General features: G+C 56.1%; 12 protein-coding genes. 5 read left to right on the top strand and 7 right to left on the bottom strand.

What is annotated here, in order from left to right:
• Positions 1-26: 26 nt before the first annotated feature.
• Positions 27-1,838 (bottom strand): autotransporter assembly complex protein TamA, encoded by a 1,812-nt coding sequence (locus OFAG_RS00825; RefSeq protein ID WP_005878274.1) that lies wholly within the window; start codon positions 1,836-1,838, stop codon positions 27-29.
• 197 nt (positions 1,839-2,035) lie between these two features.
• Between OFAG_RS00825 and queC the strand changes: the two genes are divergently transcribed.
• Positions 2,036-2,776, top strand: coding sequence for a 7-cyano-7-deazaguanine synthase QueC (queC, locus tag OFAG_RS00820; protein ID WP_005878276.1), 741 nt, complete (start codon positions 2,036-2,038; stop codon positions 2,774-2,776).
• A 101-nt stretch (positions 2,777-2,877) separates the two neighbouring features.
• Here the strand turns inward: queC and OFAG_RS00815 are convergent, their stop codons facing one another.
• From OFAG_RS00815 to OFAG_RS00790, 6 genes are all read right to left on the bottom strand, one after another.
• Positions 2,878-5,271 (bottom strand): phosphoketolase family protein, encoded by a 2,394-nt coding sequence (locus OFAG_RS00815; protein ID WP_005878278.1) that lies wholly within the window; start codon positions 5,269-5,271, stop codon positions 2,878-2,880.
• A 287-nt stretch (positions 5,272-5,558) separates the two neighbouring features.
• Positions 5,559-6,917, bottom strand: coding sequence for a bifunctional UDP-N-acetylglucosamine diphosphorylase/glucosamine-1-phosphate N-acetyltransferase GlmU (glmU, locus tag OFAG_RS00810; RefSeq protein ID WP_005878280.1), 1,359 nt, complete (start codon positions 6,915-6,917; stop codon positions 5,559-5,561).
• Positions 6,918-6,952: 35 nt separating this feature from the next.
• Positions 6,953-7,447: an asparaginase domain-containing protein gene (locus tag OFAG_RS00805; protein WP_005878281.1), complete on the bottom strand. Its 495-nt coding sequence runs from the start codon at positions 7,445-7,447 to the stop codon at positions 6,953-6,955.
• Between the two features lie 11 nt (positions 7,448-7,458).
• Positions 7,459-8,187, bottom strand: a complete 729-nt coding sequence (locus tag OFAG_RS00800; RefSeq protein ID WP_040719285.1) for a hypothetical protein — start codon at positions 8,185-8,187, stop codon at positions 7,459-7,461.
• Between the two features lie 53 nt (positions 8,188-8,240).
• The gene (gene ylqF, locus OFAG_RS00795) at positions 8,241-9,119 is read right to left on the bottom strand and encodes a ribosome biogenesis GTPase YlqF (protein WP_005878285.1); all 879 of its coding nucleotides are present in this window, start codon (positions 9,117-9,119) and stop codon (positions 8,241-8,243) included.
• 9 nt (positions 9,120-9,128) lie between these two features.
• Positions 9,129-10,055: a histone deacetylase family protein gene (locus OFAG_RS00790; protein WP_005878287.1), complete on the bottom strand. Its 927-nt coding sequence runs from the start codon at positions 10,053-10,055 to the stop codon at positions 9,129-9,131.
• Positions 10,056-10,829: 774 nt separating this feature from the next.
• Between OFAG_RS00790 and OFAG_RS14495 the strand changes: the two genes are divergently transcribed.
• The 4 genes from OFAG_RS14495 to OFAG_RS13620 all read left to right on the top strand — a co-directional run bounded on the left by OFAG_RS14495 (position 10,830) and on the right by OFAG_RS13620 (position 20,579).
• Positions 10,830-10,988: a hypothetical protein gene (locus tag OFAG_RS14495; protein ID WP_315970640.1), complete on the top strand. Its 159-nt coding sequence runs from the start codon at positions 10,830-10,832 to the stop codon at positions 10,986-10,988.
• Positions 10,964-11,206, top strand: coding sequence for a zinc ribbon domain-containing protein (locus tag OFAG_RS14490; protein WP_315970629.1), 243 nt, complete (start codon positions 10,964-10,966; stop codon positions 11,204-11,206). The genes OFAG_RS14495 and OFAG_RS14490 overlap by 25 nt, the downstream gene beginning before the upstream one ends.
• A 432-nt stretch (positions 11,207-11,638) precedes the next feature.
• Positions 11,639-13,024 carry an autotransporter strand-loop-strand O-heptosyltransferase gene (locus tag OFAG_RS00780; protein ID WP_005879063.1) on the top strand — a complete coding sequence of 462 codons (1,386 nt, stop codon included), beginning with the start codon at positions 11,639-11,641 and terminating at the stop codon, positions 13,022-13,024.
• An 82-nt stretch (positions 13,025-13,106) separates the two neighbouring features.
• Positions 13,107-20,579 (top strand): AIDA repeat-containing protein, encoded by a 7,473-nt coding sequence (locus tag OFAG_RS13620; protein WP_020994692.1) that lies wholly within the window; start codon positions 13,107-13,109, stop codon positions 20,577-20,579.
• Positions 20,580-20,587: the final 8 nt, after the last annotated feature.

Below are 20,587 nucleotides of genomic sequence, written 5' to 3'. Positions count from 1 at the left end.
CAACCAAATCAGCCAACGATGTCGCATCAGAAAGTGAATCCCAGAGAAAAATGTAAACGGAAACTGCCCGTTCTTTCGCCATAGGCGAGATCGACACCTATGGGCCCTGCCGGACTGCGCCAGCGACCGCCGATACCATACCCGACAGCCGGATCAAGTTCCTTGATCGTATCCCCGGCGTTACCGGCATCGACAAAAAAAGCGACTCCCCAATTACGGATGAAATAATACTGATATTCAACGCTGGCAACAGCCAGATAACGGCCGCCGACAATGGCATTTCCTTCCCTGACGCCCAGACTCTGGTAGGCATACCCCCGCACTGACTGGTCGCCGCCGGTCCGGAAAAGAATCGTCGAAGGCACCCCATCCTTGCCATTTGAAAAGACCGCGCCCAGCTCGCCCCGCAAAATAAGATCGCCCTTTTCACCGACCGGCTGGAAACGAACCCCTTTCAGATAACTCCTGACAAAGGATTTATCTGTCAAAACCGGCTCGACAGCCGCACCGACCTGTGCCTCCAGCGCGTATCCTTTCGTCGGTGAAAGGCGGTTGTTCAAACGGCGCGTAATCATGCCGAACGTCACAGGCAAAGCCTGGCTTTGCTGACTGTCAGCTCCATCCACCCGGGTATGTTCGTTCAGATATTCGAGGCTCACGTATTTTTCCAGACGCGGCGTTCCCCATGCCCGCCTGAAATTGGCGCCTGCCACGCGAGTGTCTTCTCCCTCGATTTCGGAACGGTCGTACATGACGCCGAAACTGTCACGTGTACCATCCTGTTTTGGCGGAAGATAGACATCCGCTTTTGCCGTTCGCTGTTTCGACTGCAAGACGACAGAACTCTTCAATTTGTAGTCTTTTCCAAGAAAATGAAGATTGTCGTATGTCAGACTGATACGCTCTCCCGTATCGGTACTGTAACCGACACCTACCGCAGCATGTTTTTTCCGGTTTTCGACAACCGTCACGGTAATCGGTACCTCCTCAAGCCCCGATTCCAGATCGGCTGTCACTTCCACTGAACTGAAATAGCCGGTATCCTGTATACGCGACTGCCAGTTCAACAATGCATTCTCACGGAAAGTGGAACCGACTTTGACCGGACGCTGGCCCATAATGACATCTTCACCATACCGGTGTAAGCCTATTATCCTGATGGGGCCGAATCTGACCGGATCACCGCTGTTGACGACCACCTTCAACGTCACCTCATCTGTTTCAGGATTGACGATTGCCCGGGTATCTTCCAGTTCGGCTCTGGGATAACGTACCCTGGTAACCTGCTTTAAAAGGGCGATCTTCGCCGCTTCCCAGTCAGCCATTCTGAAAACCGACCCGACAGGCATTTGCCAGCCTTCTCTCAGTTGTTTGATGCCGGGTTTCAAAGAGCTTTTCTGGGTGGTAATCGCTCCCTTGAACTCGATATCGACCGCGGCGACTTTCACCGGCTTGCCAGGATCGACATGAATCACGATACGCCTGCCATTGTCGGCGAGCTTTTGAATTTCCGTTTTGATAACCGGAGAATAATACCCTTCGGTTTCAACCAGTTGCCGTATTTCATCCGGCGTATTACGATACAGCCTTCTGAGCTGGGCTGTGTCGATCTGCTCATTTCCTTTCCACCGGATCAGCTCAAGATTGTCCTTTAGCAGTCTTTCGATCGGTGCCGGCGCTTCGATATCCACCTCGTATGACACCGGCCGCGCATACAGCAGAGATGAATAGAGAATGAAAAAAAACAGGATCAGGCTTTTGAAACAGAAACGTCGATAACGAACGATTAAAAAAACCGTTCGGTCTTTTCCATTTTTTTCCATTTCATAAGGGATCATTTAAAAAACGGCCGGGGCTATTGGTTTGGATTAACGGCTATGTTAGCCGACTATCAGGACTCTCGCGCATGATTGTTCAAGTCGTTTAACCTATTTCAAGAGACAGAAAAAAGCCCGGCATTTTATCCCACAGTGACGAGACCGGCAAACAGGGAAATGTATTGCCGGTTTCCCATTCCTTTTTTGTTGATATCAAAATGAACATTCCTTCCCTTCCCCCCCCGGTAACCCGAGACAAAAACGCACTGGTCCTTTTCAGCGGCGGTCAGGATTCCACGACCTGTCTCGCCTGGGCATTGACCCATTACAACCATGTCGAGACAGTGGGCTTCAGTTACGGTCAACGGCACGCCGTTGAACTGGAAGGACGTCCGAGAATTCTTGAAAAACTCCGCCAGTTTTCGGAAAAGTGGAACCGGCGGCTGGGAGCGGATCACATTGTCGACCTTTCACTGATCAGCCATTTATCCGAAACGGCAATGACAACCGAAATGGAGATCAGGGTGATGGAAAACGGATTGCCGAACACGTTCGTTCCGGGACGCAATCTGATGTTTCTGACCGCGGCGGCCATGCTCGCTTACCGCCGCGACCTGAACACCCTCGTCGGCGGCATGTGCGAAACGGATTTTTCAGGTTATCCGGACTGCCGGGACGATGCCGTCAAGGCGCTTCAGGTCGCCCTGAATATCGGCATGGACACCCGGCTTGCGCTGCTTACCCCGCTGATGTGGAAAAACAAAAAAGAAACCTGGCAAATGGCTTTCGATCTGGGAGGACAAAAGCTCATCGAACTCATCGTCAGTGAAACCCATACCTGCTATATCGGAGAACATAACCGCTTGCATGAATGGGGATACGGCTGCGGAAAATGTCCTGCCTGTCTGTTGAGAAAACGGGGATTTATGGAATACCAATCGGAAAAAAAACCGATTTAACACATGACCGTACCGTGTTCGCAAAAATGCACGCCTTTAAAAAGGCGTGCATTTTCCTGAAACGATGCGGTTTAGAGACGCCGCTCCCGATCCCGGCATGGTCAGGACTTGCCGTCAGCCCAGTTCCAGTCCCGGATTTCCGGCATATCCTCGCCATATTTATGAACATACGCCTTGTGATCCAGCAAGCGGTCACGCAGATACTGCTTCGTGTAGGCGGCCTTGGAACCCAGATTCGGCAAACGGTCGATAACGTCGCCGGCCAGATGGTAACGATCCAGATCGTTCATCACGACCATATCGAAAGGCGTCGTCGTCGTTCCCTCTTCCTTGTAACCGCGCACATGAAAATTTCTGTGATTGGTGCGGCGATAGGTCAGCCGGTGGATCAGCCAGGGATAACCGTGATAAGCGAAGATAACAGGCTTGTCCCTGGTAAACAACACATCGAATTCCCTGTCGGAAAGACCGTTCGGATGTTCGCCCGGCTGCTGCAGCGTCATCAGATTGACGACGTTGATGACCCGGATCTTCAATTCCGGGATATGCTCCCGCAGGATTTTCACCGCCGCCAGCGTTTCCAGCGTCGGAATGTCACCGCAACAGGCCATGACAACATCGGGTTCCGCCCCCTTGTCATTACTTGCCCATTCCCAGATGCCGATACCGGCCGTACAATGCTTGATGGCCTCATCCATGTTCAGATACTGCAAGGCCGGCTGCTTCCCTGCCACAATCACATTGATACGGTGACGGCTGCGCATGCAGTGATCGGTTACCGACAACAGGCAGTTGGCATCGGGCGGCAGATAAACACGGGTAATATCCGCTTTCTTGTTCATGACCAGATCGATGAACCCCGGATTCTGGTGACTCAGGCCATTGTGATCCTGACGCCAGACATGGGAAGTCAACAGATAATTCAACGACGCAATCGGACGGCGCCACGGGATATGCCGACAGACTTCCAGCCATTTCGCGTGCTGGTTGAACATCGAATCGACAACATGAATGAACGCTTCATAACAGGGGAAGAAACCGTGGCGACCAGTCAGAAGATACCCTTCCAGCCATCCTTCACACTGATGTTCCGACAGCATTTCCATGACCCGGCCGGTAGGCGACACCTTGTCGTCTGTCGACTTGATCTCGTCCATGGAAGCGCGTTCCGTTACCTCGAAAACGGCATTCCACCGGTTGGATGAGGTTTCATCGGGACTGAACACCCGGAAATTTTTCGCTTCTTCGTTCAGGACGAAAACATCGCGGATCATATTGCCCTGAACACGGGTGCTCTCAGCCACGACAACCCCCGGCGAAGGCACATCAACCGCATACTTGCGGAAATCCGGCATACGCAGTTCGCGCAAGAGAATCCCGCCATTGGCATGAGGATTGGCGCCCATTCTCCTTTCGCCCCGTGGAGCCAGTTCAGCCAGTTCAGGCTTCAGTTTCCCGTTTTCGTCGAAAAGTTCATGCGGTTTGTAACTCAGCAACCACTCGTTAAGAACCTTCAGGTGCGCCGGATTGTTTTTGACCTCATTGACCGGCACCTGATGAGCCCGGAACGTTCCCTCAATCTGCTGGCCATCCACCACTTTCGGCCCCGTCCATCCTTTCGGACTGCGCAACACGATCATGGGCCATTGCGGGCGCGTCGTAAAACCGTTCTGGCGTGCGTCCGACTGAATCCGCCTGATTTTTTCGACGACCACGTCCAGAGTGGCGGCCATTTTCTGATGCATGACCAGTGGATCGGAACCTTCCACATAAAAAGGCTCATAACCGTAACCGCGCATCAGTTCATCCAGTTCCTGCGGCGGAATTCGCCCCAATACTGTCGGGCCGGCAATTTTCGCGTCATTCAAGTGAAGAATCGGCAAAACCGCGCCGTCATAAACAGGATTGATAAACTTGTTGGAATGCCACCCTGTCGCCAGCGGCCCCGTTTCCGCTTCCCCATCTCCCACGACACAGGTCACGATCAGATCGGGATTGTCGAACGCCGCGCCGAACGCATGGGAAAGCGCATAGCCCAGTTCACCGCCTTCATTGATGGACCCCGGCGTTTCCGCGGCCGTATGGCTGGGAATGCCGCCCGGGAAAGAAAACTGCGTAAACAGTTTCTTCATCCCTTCTTCATCTTCCGAAATATTCGGGTAAAACTCGCTATAGGTTCCTTCCAGATACGTGTTGGCAACCAGTGCCGGACCGCCATGCCCCGGTCCCGTTACGAAAATCATGTCCAGATCGTATTTTTTGATGACCCGGTTCATGTGGACGTAAATAAAATTCAGGCCCGGCGTCGTTCCCCAGTGCCCCAAAAGCCGCGGCTTGATATCGTCAGCAGTCAGGGGTTCCTTCAGCAACGGATTGTTGTACAGGTAAATCTGGCCTACCGACAAATAATTGGCTGCATTGAAATAGGCATCTATTTTCTTCAGCATGTCAGGAGAGAGTGGCTTTGCGTTCTGATCAAGCTTTTCCGCATTCATACCCATATTCATTTCCTTTCTGTTTTTCGTATCCGGCCTGCCGAATACGGCAAACTCCGAATGACTGTGTTTTAGGTAATGGTGAGTGAACGACTAACCGTACTGAAATAAAAACGCTCTGGCGACAGAATTCCGGCGACAAAACCTTTCATTCAAATAGGGAATGCCTGCCTTTATCAGAAAAGGCGGCCTCATCAACAATATAACAGGAAATACGCTAATTTGGCACTTTGCCAGCGCCAAATTCGAAAAAACTGCGATCCATCAATTTTTATGGAAAAAAGCCCTTATTTTTTCGTTTTTACCGGTCTTTTCCAGTCATTTATCGTCGTTTGCCGTGCTCGCGAAACCGTCAGCGAACCGGGCGGGGCATCCTTGGTCAAGGTTGTGCCTGCGCCGATCGTGGCGCCGCTTCCCACCCTGACCGGAGCGACCAGCTCGCAATTGGTGCCGATAAAAACGTCGTCTTCAATAATGGTCTTGTGTTTGTTGGCGCCGTCATAATTGCAGGTGATGGCACCCGCCCCGATATTGACACGGCTGCCTACCGATGAGTCACCGACATAGGCCAGATGATTGGCCTTGCTTTGCGAGGCAATACGGCTGTTTTTGATTTCGACGAAATTGCCGATATGCACTTCCTCGCCCAGATCGGCCCCCGGGCGAAGGCGGGCATAAGGGCCGACAAGCGATCCGGCGCCGATTTTCGCCCCGTCCAGATGGCAGAAAGGACGAATTTCAGCGTTCGCCTCAATGGAACAGTTCCTGATCACACAGTTTGGCCCAACCGTCACCCCGTCGCCCAGTACCACCTCGCCTTCAAAAACACAATTGACATCAATAAAGACATCGCGGCCGCACCGCAGAGAACCCCGTACATCGACACGCGCCGGATCGGCCAGGCCGACCCCCTTTTCCAGAAGGGAAGAGACAATATTGTCCTGATAAATCCTTTCCAGTTCCGCCAGTTGCTTCTTGCTGTTGACGCCCATCGTTTCCCACCCCTTATCCGGTTGGCCCGAAACGATTTCCATTCCATCGTCAACCGCCCTTGCCACAATATCCGTCAGATAGTACTCGCCCTGGGCATTGTCATTGCCCAGCGAAGACAGCCAACGCTTCAACGGAACCGTCGGCGCCACCATAATGCCTGTATTGATTTCGGTAACAGCCAGTTCCTTTTCATTACCGTCCTTTTGTTCGACAATGCGGCGGATCCTGCCATTCTCCCGAATGATCCGGCCATAGCCTGCCGGATTTTGCATGTCGACTGTCAGAATACCCAGCTTGTCAGAGCCGGCCAGAGATGCCAGATGCGCCAGTGAAGACGCACCAATCATGGGCACATCGCCATAAAGTATCAGTGTCGGAACGGATTCATCCAGTTCCGGTAACGCCTGCATCACGGCATGACCGGTTCCCATTTGCGGTTCCTGTTTTACGAAAGTCAAATCCGCGCCTGCCATCCTTTGCCGGACCTGCTCGCCGCCATGCCCGTATACCACAATCAGTTTTTCGGGATTCAGCGCTCTTGCTGTGGTAACAACATGTTCCAGCAAAGGTTTTCCTGCCAGTAAATGCAGCACTTTGGGTATAGAAGAATGCATGCGTTTGCCCATGCCGGCAGCCAGAATAACGATATTCATTGAAAATGACTTCCAAAAATTAAACAGTAATTTCCCTACCTCTTGTCCGCCTCTTCAAACAGACCTTCACGACGATTTTTCCGGACACGTTCCCAATCGAAAACCCGTCCATTCATTAACACATAGACTCCATTCGGCAATAACTGCACCGCGCCCGTTGCGAATCCCAAATTGAAAAGGGCGTCGGAATGATCGAATTCACACGGTATCATCGCCCCCGTCAAGACGATGGTCTTTTGAAAAGCGGCCTTGCCGAGTACGGCAGCCGTCTCCCTCATCGTATCGGTCCCATGAACAATGACGATTTTCCCGGCTGGCGACATCGCGCAGGCTTCCCGTATTTTCAGCCGGTCGGATTCCTGCATATCCAGCGAATCGAGCATACAGACCGTTTCAAACGTGTAGGGAAGAGAAACGCGCGCCCGCTTCATCAGGGAAGGAATATGACTTTCCCCGAAAACCAGACGGCCGCTGATTTCGTCATAATGTTTTTCAAACGTTCCGCCTGTAGCGATAATATGGAGTGTCATTTCGACGACCGTCAAAAGCAGCAAAAATAATCCCTGACAACCGGCTCCGTACGGTACCGTTTGTTCCATCCCGGTGGATACGGCAGGGAAGGGCCCTCATAAGCCGGCATTCCCTGTCGGACAGGATAAACCGGCAACACATCTGAAAACGAGCCATCCGGATTCAGACGTTTCTCCAGACTGTACATATATCCCGGAAGCAGCGCCCTGGACACGCGCTCGAACCAGAGCGCGTGTTCCTCATCCTCACCCAGCGCCTGCGCAAGGCCTTCGGGATCGAAACGGGACAAGGCCCCGATCAGCTCATCTGCCGTCGCGCCCGGCAAATCGCCCCAGCCCATGACCGGATTGAAAATGTAATCCGCCCCGGAACCATACCAGCCCTCACGCCAGGGCCGCTGGAACCAGTTCCGGCAACCCGTGAAAAGATGCCATCGCCAGTGCAAACCCGACTCTTTCGGCCATGCATGCAGATACAGGCGCTGATACCCCGCGCCATGCAGTTTTCCGACCATCTCCATCAATCTTGCATGAGGCATACGGTCGGGAGCGGCCAGGCGGAACAAAATGGGCTCGCCATCGGCATGCCGGACTTCATCAGTGGAAAGATTCAGATCGAGACAACGCTGTTCGTTGCCGAAACGCGCCGAAACCCAGCCGGTCAACAAATTGACGGCCGTCAGTACGCCATACCCACGATAGCGATGAAAAATAACAGTTCCGGGTGCGATAGGTTTCATTGAAAACATTATAAATCGGAAAGGCCGTTATGCCGGTAACAGAAATGCATCATTTACGCCTTGTCGCTTTCGGCGAAAGACCCGATCATTTCACGACGGCTATCGGGCGTTTCAAGACTGACGCGTCCGATCGCGCCCGTACGATAATCCTGCAAAAGGGCATGAGCGCCCTTTTCCACATCCAGTTCGCCGCCCCTGATTTTGAACCCGCGCTTTCTGGCAATTTCTTCCACCAGCGCGATACCGTCCAGACCGTCAACAGGCATTTTATACCGGGCCTTCACCAGATCAGGATACCGGTTCAGCAGTATTTCGCCCAAAAAAGCGGCAACCTCTTCTTCAACAAGCGCATTCACCCCGACAGCATGGCTGGCGGCCAGCATATAACCGTCGTCCGGATAAACGATCTTCGGCCACAACAGGCCGGGCGTGTCGGTCAACACCATACGCCTGTCCAGATACAAACGCTGCTGGCTTTTGGTCACTGCCGGCTCATCGCCAACGGCAGCGACACGCCGTTTCAGCAACATGTTCATCAAAGTCGATTTCCCGACGTTCGGAATTCCCATAATCATCATTCTGGCCGGTTTTCCCGGCCCGGTACGATGAGGAACCAGTTTTTGGCAGAGCGCGGGAATTCTTGCGACTTCGGCGGGATGCCGGCATGACACGGCAACGGCATGGACGCCGGACCGGCCATTGAAACAATCGAGCCATGCGTCTGTCACGCGAGGATCGGCAAGATCGCTCTTGTTCAGAATTTTCAGGCAGGGGCGCTGCCGGTGGAGACGCAATTCCTCAACCATGGGATTACTGCTGGCCCCCGGAAGCCGCGCGTCCAGCACCTCGATAACCAGATCGGTTATTTCCATCGTTTCCGCCGCCTTTTTCCGGGCGGCATTCATGTGCCCCGGAAACCATTGAATTGCCATGTCCTGTCCTCAGTCCAGTCCCGCCAGAGCCTTCACATGTGCCACAACACTGCCTGCCAATGCGTTCAGGTTATAGCCGCCTTCGGAAAAACTGACGATACGTCCCCGGGAATATTGCCCGGCAATGCCCATCACCTGCTTCGTTATCCAGGCGTAATCCTCCTCAACCAGATTCATGTCCCCCAAAGGATCATCGCGATGGGCGTCGAATCCGGCGGAAATGAAAATCATCTCCGGCTTGTGCCTGTGAAGCGCGGGCAACCATTGCTCGGTCACCACCTGCCGTATCCGTTCCCCACCGGTTCCCGGAGGCACAGGAACATTGACCATGTGGGCCCGTTCCCTTTCATTGCCGCAAAACGGATAAAGAAACTGCTGGTAATAACTGACCATCATGACACTGGGATCATACGAGAAAATCTCTTCAGTTCCGTTTCCGTGATGGACATCGAGATCGACAATCGCCACCCGACCCAGCTTATGCACCTTGATTGCCCGCATGGCCGCCACGGCAAGACTGTTGAACACGCAAAATCCCATCGCTTCGCCAATGGTCGAATGATGGCCGATAGGCCGTTCAATGCAGAACGCGTTTTGAATCTCGCCAGCCAGAACCGCATCGGTCGCCGCGACAGCCGCTCCGCTTGTGCGCAAGGCCGCTTTCCAGCTGTAGTGATTCAGAGGCGTTTCATCGAGCGGATAATAATCGCCGGGTTCTGGAATGTTGTCCCGCGCCTTGTTGATCATATCTTGCGTGTGTGCCCGACGAATGTCCTGTTCGGTCGCTTCCGGGGAAAGACGATATTCCAGAAAGCGGTCCATACCGCTTTCTTTAAAGGCAGCCAGCATGGTTTTCATGCGTGCGGGCGATTCAGGATGGTGCCCTCCCATTTCATGCAATTGACAAACCGGATGAAAATAAATGGCAGTAGTCATAATGAACAGTTTTATCGAAATCTGCCGAACTCGGCAATATCCTTACACAACTTGCCGGAACGGATCCTGCAGAACCCCGCCCCGGAAACCCGATCTTACGATGTTTCTCCGGTACCTCCGGACTTTACCCATTCCAGGCTGTCGAAACCGGAATAGTACAAATTGTTATCCCGCACCGGTTCGGCATGTTTTCCCGCCTGTCGGAACAGAAAGCGGCTTTCTCTCCGAATGAAGCGTTCCTTTCATATCATAACGCGAATCTGCCGGTATCCGCTTGATCGTTTCGCAAGATCCCCTTCATCCACCCGGAAACCTTCCCCCTTCCCGCCGCCAAACGCCCGAAAAGCGCGCGTTTCAGACCGGCCAGCGACAACGGCCTTGTTACCCCTTCGGGACTCACCCGACAACATCCGCCGTATCGGGCAACTTGCCACCCCCATGAAAACCGCGACCGTATTTTTCCGGAAACCCTTTTCCCGCCAAAAACCCTGTCCCTTTCCGGGGAAAGCGCCATTTTCAAGGCATCCGGCTTCAACAGAAGCAAACCATCCGCCTGTACAGAATCCGTCATGCCAAAAACGCCCCTGATCTGACGACAAGCGTCCCGCTTCGCCAAAAAACGCAACAACAGGGTTTCCAACACGCGCTTCGTTAAAAATCCGGACAAACCGGCAAAACGGAAACCCTCATGATGACCGGATACGCCAGAACACCTGCCTTCGGCCGGCAAGCCAAATACGATGCGCGAAAAAGCGGCTGGAAGACTGGCAAGTCATGAACATGTCCGGTTCGGCATCGGGAACAAAAGAAACCCCTGGAACACACGTCCGAGCCAGGTCAGGACTGAACAAATCCAACCCCGATCAGGGAGAGTACGGGTTCAGGCGGCAACCGGAATACAAGCTGGCATGGCGTGGCGTGGCGGGATACTGATTGCAATACCGCCACAGAACACAAGCCGCACTTGCCCATGTGGCGGCCATGTTTCAGCGGACAACCGCAAGACCCAGGCGACATTCCGGTGTGAAACAGGTGGATTTGAGGAAAATGCCGATATAACCGGAGCGATAAACACACCGGAGGCGGGACACGCCCGGCCAGCCTGTGAAGTGAGTGATGCAGTCAGGTCGCCAGCAGCGGGCACCCGCTAAAGAGTCAGCGCACGTGTGCTCCGGCTCCGCAGGAATCCCCTGCCCAAAGGCGGGGGAAGATGCCACATTCCCCGACGCGGCAAGGGCGCGTTACAGAAAAGAAACAGGAGCCGGTTTCCCGCCAGCGTCCGCAAATGCATATTAATACACATTCCGTATTTTTGTCTTTTCATAGAGGCATGATTTTTATCGCTTTTTTCTTTCACCTTCCCCGGCCGGAAAGAAGTGGCCACCCGCTTGCCCGCGGACGGTTTGCCGTTTTCGTCCGTTTTTCCCTGAAATTTGATAGACTTACGTTATTCTCTTGTCAAAATGAAAAGAATGGATATGTCTGTTAATATGCATTAACGGATTTATTAACGCGTATCAGCATTAATCATATTCACCAACAAGCAAACAAGAAAAACCCTCAGTTGCATGCGAAAAAAAGGAATGGGAGAAGCGGAAAACAAAAACGGGGAAGAGGCAAACGGAAAAACGGCAGGCGTCCCGCCCCCGGAAAACAGCGCCGTACATGACAAGGCAGCCGAAGACAAACCGGCAAACGGCAAGGCGGTAGAAGAAAAAGCCGCGGAAGAAAAAGCCGGAAACGACAAGGCCGCAAAACAGGACAGCGCCTACTCGGTCGCGCCGCCGGCCCTGCCGAGCCAGAAAGGCCCCGAAAACATCCGCTACGACTTCAACGACGGGGCGCGCCTTTTCCTGCCTCCTGGCCAGTGGCATGCGCAGATCCAGGACGCCGACTCGGGAAACATCCTCTTTTCCTGCGACTCCGACGGAGGCTGGATCGTCAGCACCAAAAAATACTTCGTCCGTTTTTCCCTTTACGTGTGGAAGCGGGGAGAAAAAGACCCCTGCTTCAGCCATACCATCAACCTCAAAGACCGGCCCGTACTCATCAGCTTTCCGGTCGGGACACTGGGCGACCTGATCGGCTGGATCCACTACGCGGAACGCTTCCGGGAACAACACGGCTGCCGGCTGGAATGCACACTGGGAAAAGAAATCAAGGAACTGTTTGAAAAACAATACCCCGCCATCACCTTCAACACCCCGGAAAACCTCAAAAACAAAAGCCCCTACGCGACCTACCGGGTAGGCCTGTACTTTGGAGGAGACCGCAACCACCAGCCCTACGACTTCAGGCAAGTGGGGCTGCACCGGACAGCGGGCTGCATACTGGGCGTCGATCCGGAAGAAGAGAGGCCGAGACTGAAACTGGGCTCGGCAAGAAGCGTCATGGAACCGTACGTGTGCATCGCGACGCAAGCCTCTTCCCAGGCCAAATACTGGAACAACGGATACGGATGGAAACAGGTCGTGGCCTACCTGAAAGAACAAGGCTACCGGGTACTCTGCATCGACCGGGAAAGCACCTATGGAAGCGGCTTCACCTGGAACCACATCCCCTATGGCGCGGAAGACTACACAGGCAACCGTCCCTTGCAGGAGCGAGTGGAACTGCTCGAACACGCCGACTTCTTCATCGGGTTGGGAAGCGGCCTGTCCTGGCTGGCCTGGGCAAGCGGAATACCGGTCGTCCTGATAAGCGGATTCAGCCTGCCGAACTGCGAATTCAAAACCCCGTACCGGGTCATCAACACCCACGGCTGCTTCGGTTGCTGGGACGACGTCAACGAAAACTTCGACCACAAAGACTACTTCTGGTGTCCGAGACACAAAGGGACAGACCGGCAATTTGAATGCACCCGCCTGATCACAGGACAACAGGTCATCGGGCACATCAAAAGACTGATGAACGACCGGGGCCTTTCGGGGAAGGAAGTGAAAAAAGAAGCGAACAAGGAAGGGCAATAGGAAAAAGCCCGAACGAAAGAAAAAGGCGAAAGCCGGAGAAAAAAGGAAAAGACAAAAAACAGGGAAAGAAAGAGGGAAAGCCATGAACCGGACCTTCAAGACCGTTTACAACCGAAAAACAAAGACATGGAGCGCGGTATCGGAACTGGCCAGAGGCTATGCCCGTTCCGGAACGGACAGTTCCCGCCTGAAAACAGCCCTCAAAAAAACCGTCGCCCTGTTCACCCTGATGACGGTGCTGGCGCCGAATATCGTGCCGCCTGCGATGGCGAGGAGTGCGGCTATGTCTATGGTATCACCGGATGTGGGTATGGGTCAGAACTTCGACCATAATGCAGACCTATGGCACGGCCAGCAGATAGTGGTCGGAAGACCCGGAGGTTCATTATTGGGTCAAACCGCACACACCGAGGATATACATATCTATGAGGGCGGTCTTCAGATACTAGAAAATCAATATTCTTACGCCGATCTTACAACTATCTATAACGGGGGCCAGCAGGACATCAGGAGCGGAGCGTATGCAAGATGGACGGAGATCGACTGGGGCGGCAGACAGAACGTCTTACCCGGTGGTTCGGCCATCGCGACGGTAATCAAGAATAACGGCCACCAGTTTGTCGCTGACGGCACGACACTGGCATCCTCGGCGATACATAATTTTGACGATCTTGAGTATGCGGTTTTAATCGAGAACGGTGGGGTGCAGCACATCGAGGGCAAGGTGACGGTCAAAGGCACTATTTTCATCGAGACAGGCGGGCGTCAGAATGTGAGCGCTGGCGGGATTATCAGCAACGTCACCGTATCTGGTAGTAACACGTCCAAATGGGAGGGTGAGTGGGTAGATGATCCAATAACTGGAACTGGAGGGTGGGTCGGCGACTATGTATACACTCCACACATAGGCGTCCAGGATGTATCCAGCGGTGGACTGGCCATCGGCACCAATCTCCAGGAGGCTGGCGCCCAGCATATCAAGGGCGGAGGCGTCGCTTCAGGCACGACCATTGCCGGCATAAATTCCCTGCAGGCTGTCAGCAGTGGTGGCGACGCCTTCAACACGACCATCAACAACAGCGGCAAACAGCTCGTTCATGAGAACGGGACGGCCACTTCCACGACGGTCAATAATGGCGGCCTTCAGGAAATCGAAGGGAACGGTAGCGCCTTTTCCACGACGGTCAATAATGGCGGCACGCAGCTTGTCTCCGGATCGGAAGAATCCCAGGGTTACGCGCACCATGCCAGGATCAGCGCGGGCGGCTCGCAGGTAGTGCAAGGCGGTGTTGCCCAAACAACATCTGTTTACGAGGGGGGCACCCAGACGATACAGGGGGCGGGCGATCATCAGGGATCGGCATCGAACACCCAACTCTATTCAGGCGGCGTCCAGAATGTGATGGACGGCGGGATTGCCTCAGAGACCCAATTTGTGTCGGGCACGGACGGCGTCGCCGGTACCCAGAACATCTTCTCGGGAGGCCTGGCAAGCCATACGACCATAACGGACGGCGGCACCCAGCATGTTTACGATAACGGTGTCGCCCAGGATACGGTCGTGATAAGCGGAGGCGTCCAGACCATTCATGGCGGCGGATTGCTTTCCGGTTCCACCCGCATCCATGATGGCGGTCGCCAGAACGTGATGGGCGATCTCTCTGAAGATGGCAGCGCGGTAATCAAGCAGGCGGAAGTATCCGGCGTCATACTCGGCCTGAGAGGCGAGCAGCATGTTTCCATGGGCGGCGTGACGAGCGGCACGAAAGTCGAGGGTGGCACACAGGTCGTGTCCAGTGGTGGTCGGGCGAACGAAACGAGGCTTGATGGCACCAGCGATGTGCAGGCCTACCAGAATGTCGAAGACGGCGGCACGGCGAGCGGTACGGTCGTGAACGAATACGGCGTCCTGACCGTCAATAACGGCGGTGAGACAATCAACGCCATCATCTCGAGCGGCGGCGAGCAGCTTGTCTCCGACGGCGGCAAGGCGAGCGGTACGGTCGTGAATAACGGCGGCGTCCTGACCGTCGATGGTACCAATGCGGAGACAATCGGCGCCATCATCTCGAGCGGCGGCACGCAGAATGTATCATGGGGTACGGCATCCGAAACAACGATCCGACAGGACGGCGTCCAGAACGTTTCCGGGGGCTATGCCGACAACACGCGCATCAGCCGCGGCGGGAAACAGATTGTCGTCAATACCGGTGATGCCACAAATACCATGATATCGAGTGGCGGCGAGCAACATGTCAGTTCCGGAGGAAGTGCCACTTCCACCACCATCAGCGGGGGCGGCCAGCAGTTTGTGTACAATAGCGGTTCTTCCATAGATGACACGATCCTCGCCAATGGAAGCCAGCATGTGCTTGATGGCGGCGAGGTCTCCGGCACGACCATCAGCGGGGGCGGCCAGCAGTTTGTGTCCGATGGAGGGAAGACAAGCCATGCCACTCTCCTTGGCGGCGCCCAGCATGTGCTTGATGGCGGCGAGGCCAACAGCACCACGATCTCCCGCGGCCAGCAGCATATCTCTTTTGGAGGTGAAGCAATCGGCACGCTTATCACCAGCGGCGGCGGCACTAGCGGTATCCAGCGCGTGAGTGATGGAGGGAAGGCCACCAGCACCACGATTTCCGGCGGCCAACAGGTTGTACTCAAGGGCGGCGAGGCCGACCACACCACGATAAGTGCGGGTACACAGTGGGTTTCTGCCGGTGGCACGGCTACCGGCACCACGATCAGCAGCGGATCGCAACTCTTAAACGGAAGTGCCATCGACACCACGATCAACCAAGATGGCAGACAGACCATACTGACAGGCGGCACCGCCGAGAATACCCGAATAGAGGGCGGTTTACAGCAGGTTTCTTCCGGTGGTACGGCCATCGGTACCGAAATCAACCGTGGAGGCAGCCAGACAATCGGCGCAAGCGGGCATGCCAGCAACGCCACGATCAACAGCGGAAAACAAACCATCCGGGACGGGGGCCTTGCCACGAGTACCACAGTCGCCGGGAGTGGCAATGTGCAGGAAGTCATCAATCATGGCATCGCTGACCAGACCCACCTGAAGGATGGCGGCAGCCAGGTGGTGGGAGGACAGGGAAGCGCCACGAATACCGTTATCTCTCTCGGTGGCACGCAGGTTGTCTCCAACGGGGGAACTGCCATCAGTACCGTGTTTTCAGGCGGAACGCAGTCCATCCAAAACGGTGGCGTGGTAAGTGGCGCCCAACTTGACAACGGTTCCCAGAACATCGAAGCCGGCGGGAAAGCCATCAGCACGCATGTGGGAAGTGCCGGTACCCAGAACATCGCCGTCGGCGGATCGGCCATTGACACGCATCTTTCCGGTGGCGCTGTACAACATGTCTTTGCGGGCACGTATGTCAGCGGTACGGTCGTCGAGGGAGGGACACAGAACGTATATGAGAACGCGACGGTCTATGACACGGCAATCTTCTCAGCCGGGCGTCAGTTCGTGGAGAATGGCGCTATTGCCGAAGGTGGCACGATATATCACAGCGGCACGCAAATCATTTATGCTGGCGGGACAGCCAACCACGTCGTCCTTTCCGGCGGCGTTCAGGACATTAATGCCGGCGCGACAGCCTCCGGCGCCACCATCCACAGCGGTTCACAGGTCATCCGCGCCACCAGTGGCGGACACTCCGGAGGGTCGGCTGCGGGTACCACCCTGTACGGCGGCGTTCAGGACGTGCAAAGTGGAGGCTATGCCAGCGGCACCGCTATCCGTGGGGGGGTGCAGGACGTGTCAAGTGGAGGCACCGCACACGATACCACGATCAGTGGCAGCGGCGTCCAGAATGTTCATGCCGGCGCGATCCTCTCCGGTTCGACAGTCGTCCAGAGCGGCGGGATGCAAAACGTGCTCAATGGCGCCCATGTCACGGGCGCGAACACCGTGTTTTCCGGAGGCTCGCAGCGTATTTTCGCAGGCGGCTCAGCGTCGGATATGACTGTCTCGGATGGCCAGCAAATCATTGACAACGGCGCTCAGGTCAGCCACGTGACCGTCACGGGGACAGGCGTGCAGGATGTTTCCGGCTCTATCTGGGATGTGACCATAGCAAACGGGGGCACCCAGAACATATATCAGGGAGCATCACTGGGCATGAGCACCTACCTCAATGAAGGCGGTATCCAGAAGATTATGAGCGGCGCGAGCCTATATAGTTTTAACATTCACGGCGGCACCCAGTACGTGCAGGATGGCGGCAAGGCCGAGAATATACATATTTCCAGTGGCGGCCAAATCGTTTCCCGCGGCGGGGTAACCAGCAATACAACGATCTTCGATGGCACACAAACCGTTTTGCAGGGCGGTTCCTCGCTTTTGACCTATCTCGAGCTTGATAACGCGGTGCAGAACGTTTACGGTAGCGCTGACCGGACTTACTTCCGTGCCGGGAAACAAACGGTCTTTAGCGGTGGCCTGGCGAGCCGTGCCGAGCTGTCAGGAGGCACACAGGACATTTCCTTCGGGGGCACGGCCATAAGCACCACCATCTCCGCCGGGGGTACCCAGAACGTATCACATGGCGGCACGGCGAAAGACACCACCGTCAAGGGAGACGGCGTGCAGAATGTTCATGCCGGCGCGATCCTCACCGGTTCGACAGTCGTCAGTACCGGCGGGAAGCAAAACGTGCTGGATGGCGCCCGTGTCTCGGGTATCGTGCTTTCCGGGGGTGATCAACAGGTTTACGGAGAAGCGATCCATACCGTCATCAGCGGTGGCATAACTGACGATCCCGGGTCGCAAACCGTTTTCGCGGGCGGAAAAGCCAGCCAGACCGAAATCGTGACAGGCAGGCAAACCGTTTCGCAGGGCGGGTCTGCGGATCGGACCTCGCTCACGACGAGCCATGCCTCTCAGGACGTTTACGGGACAGCCACCGGCACGCTTGTCCAGGGCGGGTCGCAACGTGTCGCTGCCGGCGGACTGGCCAGCGACACCACCCTTTCCGGCGGCGGCATGCAGGACATTTCAGCCGGCGGGACGGCTGCCGGTACGGTCATCACAGACGGAACCCAACATGTCAGTGGCACGGCCACCGGCACCACCATCAACGACGGCACCCAATATGTAGAGGATGGCGGCACGGCGCAGGACACGACCATCCACAACGGCGGCGTGCAGTACGTAGACGGCACGGCACAGGACACCACCATCAACCGCGGCGGCGTGCAGTATGTTCATGCCGGCGCGATCCTCTCCGGTTCGACGGTCGTCCATACCGGCGGGATGCAACACGTATACAGTGGCGCCAATGTCTCGAACACGACGCTTTCCGGAGGTTCGCAGCATATCAGCCAGGGAGGGGTGGTCAGCGGAACGTCTGTTTTCGATGGCGTCCAGACGGTCGGATCAGCGGGCGCCGGCCCGACAGGCGGGTCGGCAGTCGGCACGCTCCTGTTTGGTGGTGAACAGCGGGTGGAAAGCGGCGCTGTCGCTGGAGGGGCGATTGTCTTTGGCGGCACGCAGACCATTCAGGATGGCGGGAGGGCCGGCGACACCACCCTGTGGGGTGGCGAACAGGCCATACAGACCGGGGGAACGGCCAGCGGAACCGTTCTTTATGCCGGAACCCAGACCGTCAGCGGTACGGCACACGACACGCAGCTTGCCGGCGGTATCCAGCATGTCGTCACCGGAGGCATGGCCAGCAAGACGACCGTCAGCGATCGGGGAATACTGAAGGCGGAAGGCGGCACGCTGGCCGATACGACGTTTATGGGCGGCACGCTCATCACCGGCGATGCGGTATTTTCCGGCACGACGACATTCGCGGGCCATCCTGTCATACAAGGCGGCTCTTCCCTGACCAACGACGGTATATTCCGGTTCACACAGACGGCGGATTATACGCTCGACCATGCCATCACCGGCACCGGGTCGCTGGAAAAGGACGGCGCCGGCACCCTGATACTGAACGGCGCCCATGCCTATACGGGCGGGACGACGCTTTCTAACGGCCGCCTGATGATCGGGGATCGCGATTCAGCCAGCGCCTCGGTCGGGGATGTGACGGTGAAAGGCGGCCTGCTGGGCGGTTACGGTTCCGCCGGGGATGTGACGGTAGAAAGTGGCGGCGCCATCGGAAACGCGCAGCTGACCGTTGGGTCGCTGCATATCGCTTCCGGCGGCACTTATGCCGTCAGCGGCTACGCGGACGGGTCGGTGGATCGTATTTCAGCGACAGACGCGATACTGGATGCCGGCGCCAGACTGACCATGAACGCCGGCGCCGGCATCTGGAAGGCGGATCAGGAGTATGCCATCCTTACGTGGACAGGTAGCAGACAAGGCGAATTTGCGCTGAATACCGACACCCCGATGGCGTTTCTGACGCCGGATGTCACCTACAACCCGACGAACATCATCCTAACCTTTAACAAGACCGCCGCTTTTGCCGACGTGGCCCGAACGTTCAACCAGCGCGGCACGGCCGCGGCGATCGACGGTTCGGGCGCGGGCAATGCCCTGTACGGACAAATCCTCAGCATGGAGGCCGGACAGGCGCGCGACGCCTACGACAATCTTTCCGGCGAGATTCACGGTTCGCTGAAAAGCGCCCTGCTTGCCAATTCGTTCCATGCCCGCCAGGCGGTGCTCTCCCGTCTCGACCGGGACGGTTCCCTGCACTGGCAGCAGTCCGGGGAACATGCCGCGGCGCCGGAACCGGCCGATGTTTCCCGCCTGCTCTGGGTGGATACATGGGGCCATGACGGACACCTGAAGGCGGACGGGAATGCGTCGCGTCTGGATAATCACGGATGGGGGTTCCTGGCCGGTATCGACCTGTACGATAACGGACGGGACGCCTTCGGCCTCGCCGCCGGCTATGAGTACGCGAAACTGTCGGCGGACGGCAACCGCCGCTCCGATGCGGAAACCGATACTTTTCATGTGCTGGCGTATGCGCGCTCCGCTATCGGGCCGGTCGATCTGAAGGGCGGGGCAGGGTACAGCCTGACGGATGTCGATACGGAACGGCGGGTGGCTGTCGGCAGTCTGGCCTCGAAAAACACGGCGTCGTACCATGCGCACCAGTTGCAGGCGTTCATCCGGGCCAGCCACACTTTCCGGGGGCACAAGGCCGATGTGTCGCCCTATGCCGGACTGGATTATCTCTGGCTGAAAACGGACGCTTTCGGCGAACGGGGCGAAAGCGGAGGCGAGGCGACGGTTCTGAAGGGACGCTCGTCCACGGAGCATGCCGGTTTCTTCACGCTGGGAACGAAAGTGCGCCGCGAACTGGGCATGAAAAACAGCGCGGCCTGGGCCGATATTTCCTGGCGGCATACTTTCGGAAACATCCATCCGGAATCGACCCTGTCCCTGCCGGGCAGCGGAAGATATGTTATCCGGGGAACGGAGCTGGATCGCAACGCGGCGCTGGTGGGGGTCGGGGTCGAATATGCCCCGGCTCGCGACATGACGCTGAAACTGGGTTATCACGGCACTTTCGGGGAGGCCGCCACCGATCACGGCGCACAGCTCCAGTGGCAGATGCGGTTCTGACGGCGGCC

The sequence above is a fragment of the Oxalobacter paraformigenes genome, from assembly GCF_000158475.2.
In the GTDB taxonomy this organism is placed as follows: Bacteria; Pseudomonadota; Gammaproteobacteria; order Burkholderiales; family Burkholderiaceae_D; genus Oxalobacter; species Oxalobacter paraformigenes.
This window is presented reverse-complemented; position numbering and strand designations above follow the sequence as displayed.

Excerpts from the sequence above, each read along its gene's own strand:
- OFAG_RS00825 (WP_005878274.1), bottom strand. The coding sequence starts at position 1,838 with ATGATCCCTTATGAAATGGAAAAAAATGGAAAAGACCGAACGGTTTTT.
- queC (WP_005878276.1), top strand. The coding sequence starts at position 2,036 with ATGAACATTCCTTCCCTTCCCCCCCCGGTAACCCGAGACAAAAACGCA.
- OFAG_RS00815 (WP_005878278.1), bottom strand. The coding sequence starts at position 5,271 with ATGAATGCGGAAAAGCTTGATCAGAACGCAAAGCCACTCTCTCCTGAC.
- glmU (WP_005878280.1), bottom strand. The coding sequence starts at position 6,917 with ATGAATATCGTTATTCTGGCTGCCGGCATGGGCAAACGCATGCATTCT.
- OFAG_RS00805 (WP_005878281.1), bottom strand. The coding sequence starts at position 7,447 with ATGACACTCCATATTATCGCTACAGGCGGAACGTTTGAAAAACATTAT.
- OFAG_RS00800 (WP_040719285.1), bottom strand. The coding sequence starts at position 8,187 with ATGAAACCTATCGCACCCGGAACTGTTATTTTTCATCGCTATCGTGGG.
- ylqF (WP_005878285.1), bottom strand. The coding sequence starts at position 9,119 with ATGGCAATTCAATGGTTTCCGGGGCACATGAATGCCGCCCGGAAAAAG.
- OFAG_RS00790 (WP_005878287.1), bottom strand. The coding sequence starts at position 10,055 with ATGACTACTGCCATTTATTTTCATCCGGTTTGTCAATTGCATGAAATG.
- OFAG_RS14495 (WP_315970640.1), top strand. The coding sequence starts at position 10,830 with ATGAACATGTCCGGTTCGGCATCGGGAACAAAAGAAACCCCTGGAACA.
- OFAG_RS14490 (WP_315970629.1), top strand. The coding sequence starts at position 10,964 with ATGGCGTGGCGTGGCGGGATACTGATTGCAATACCGCCACAGAACACA.
- OFAG_RS00780 (WP_005879063.1), top strand. The coding sequence starts at position 11,639 with ATGGGAGAAGCGGAAAACAAAAACGGGGAAGAGGCAAACGGAAAAACG.
- OFAG_RS13620 (WP_020994692.1), top strand. The coding sequence starts at position 13,107 with ATGAACCGGACCTTCAAGACCGTTTACAACCGAAAAACAAAGACATGG.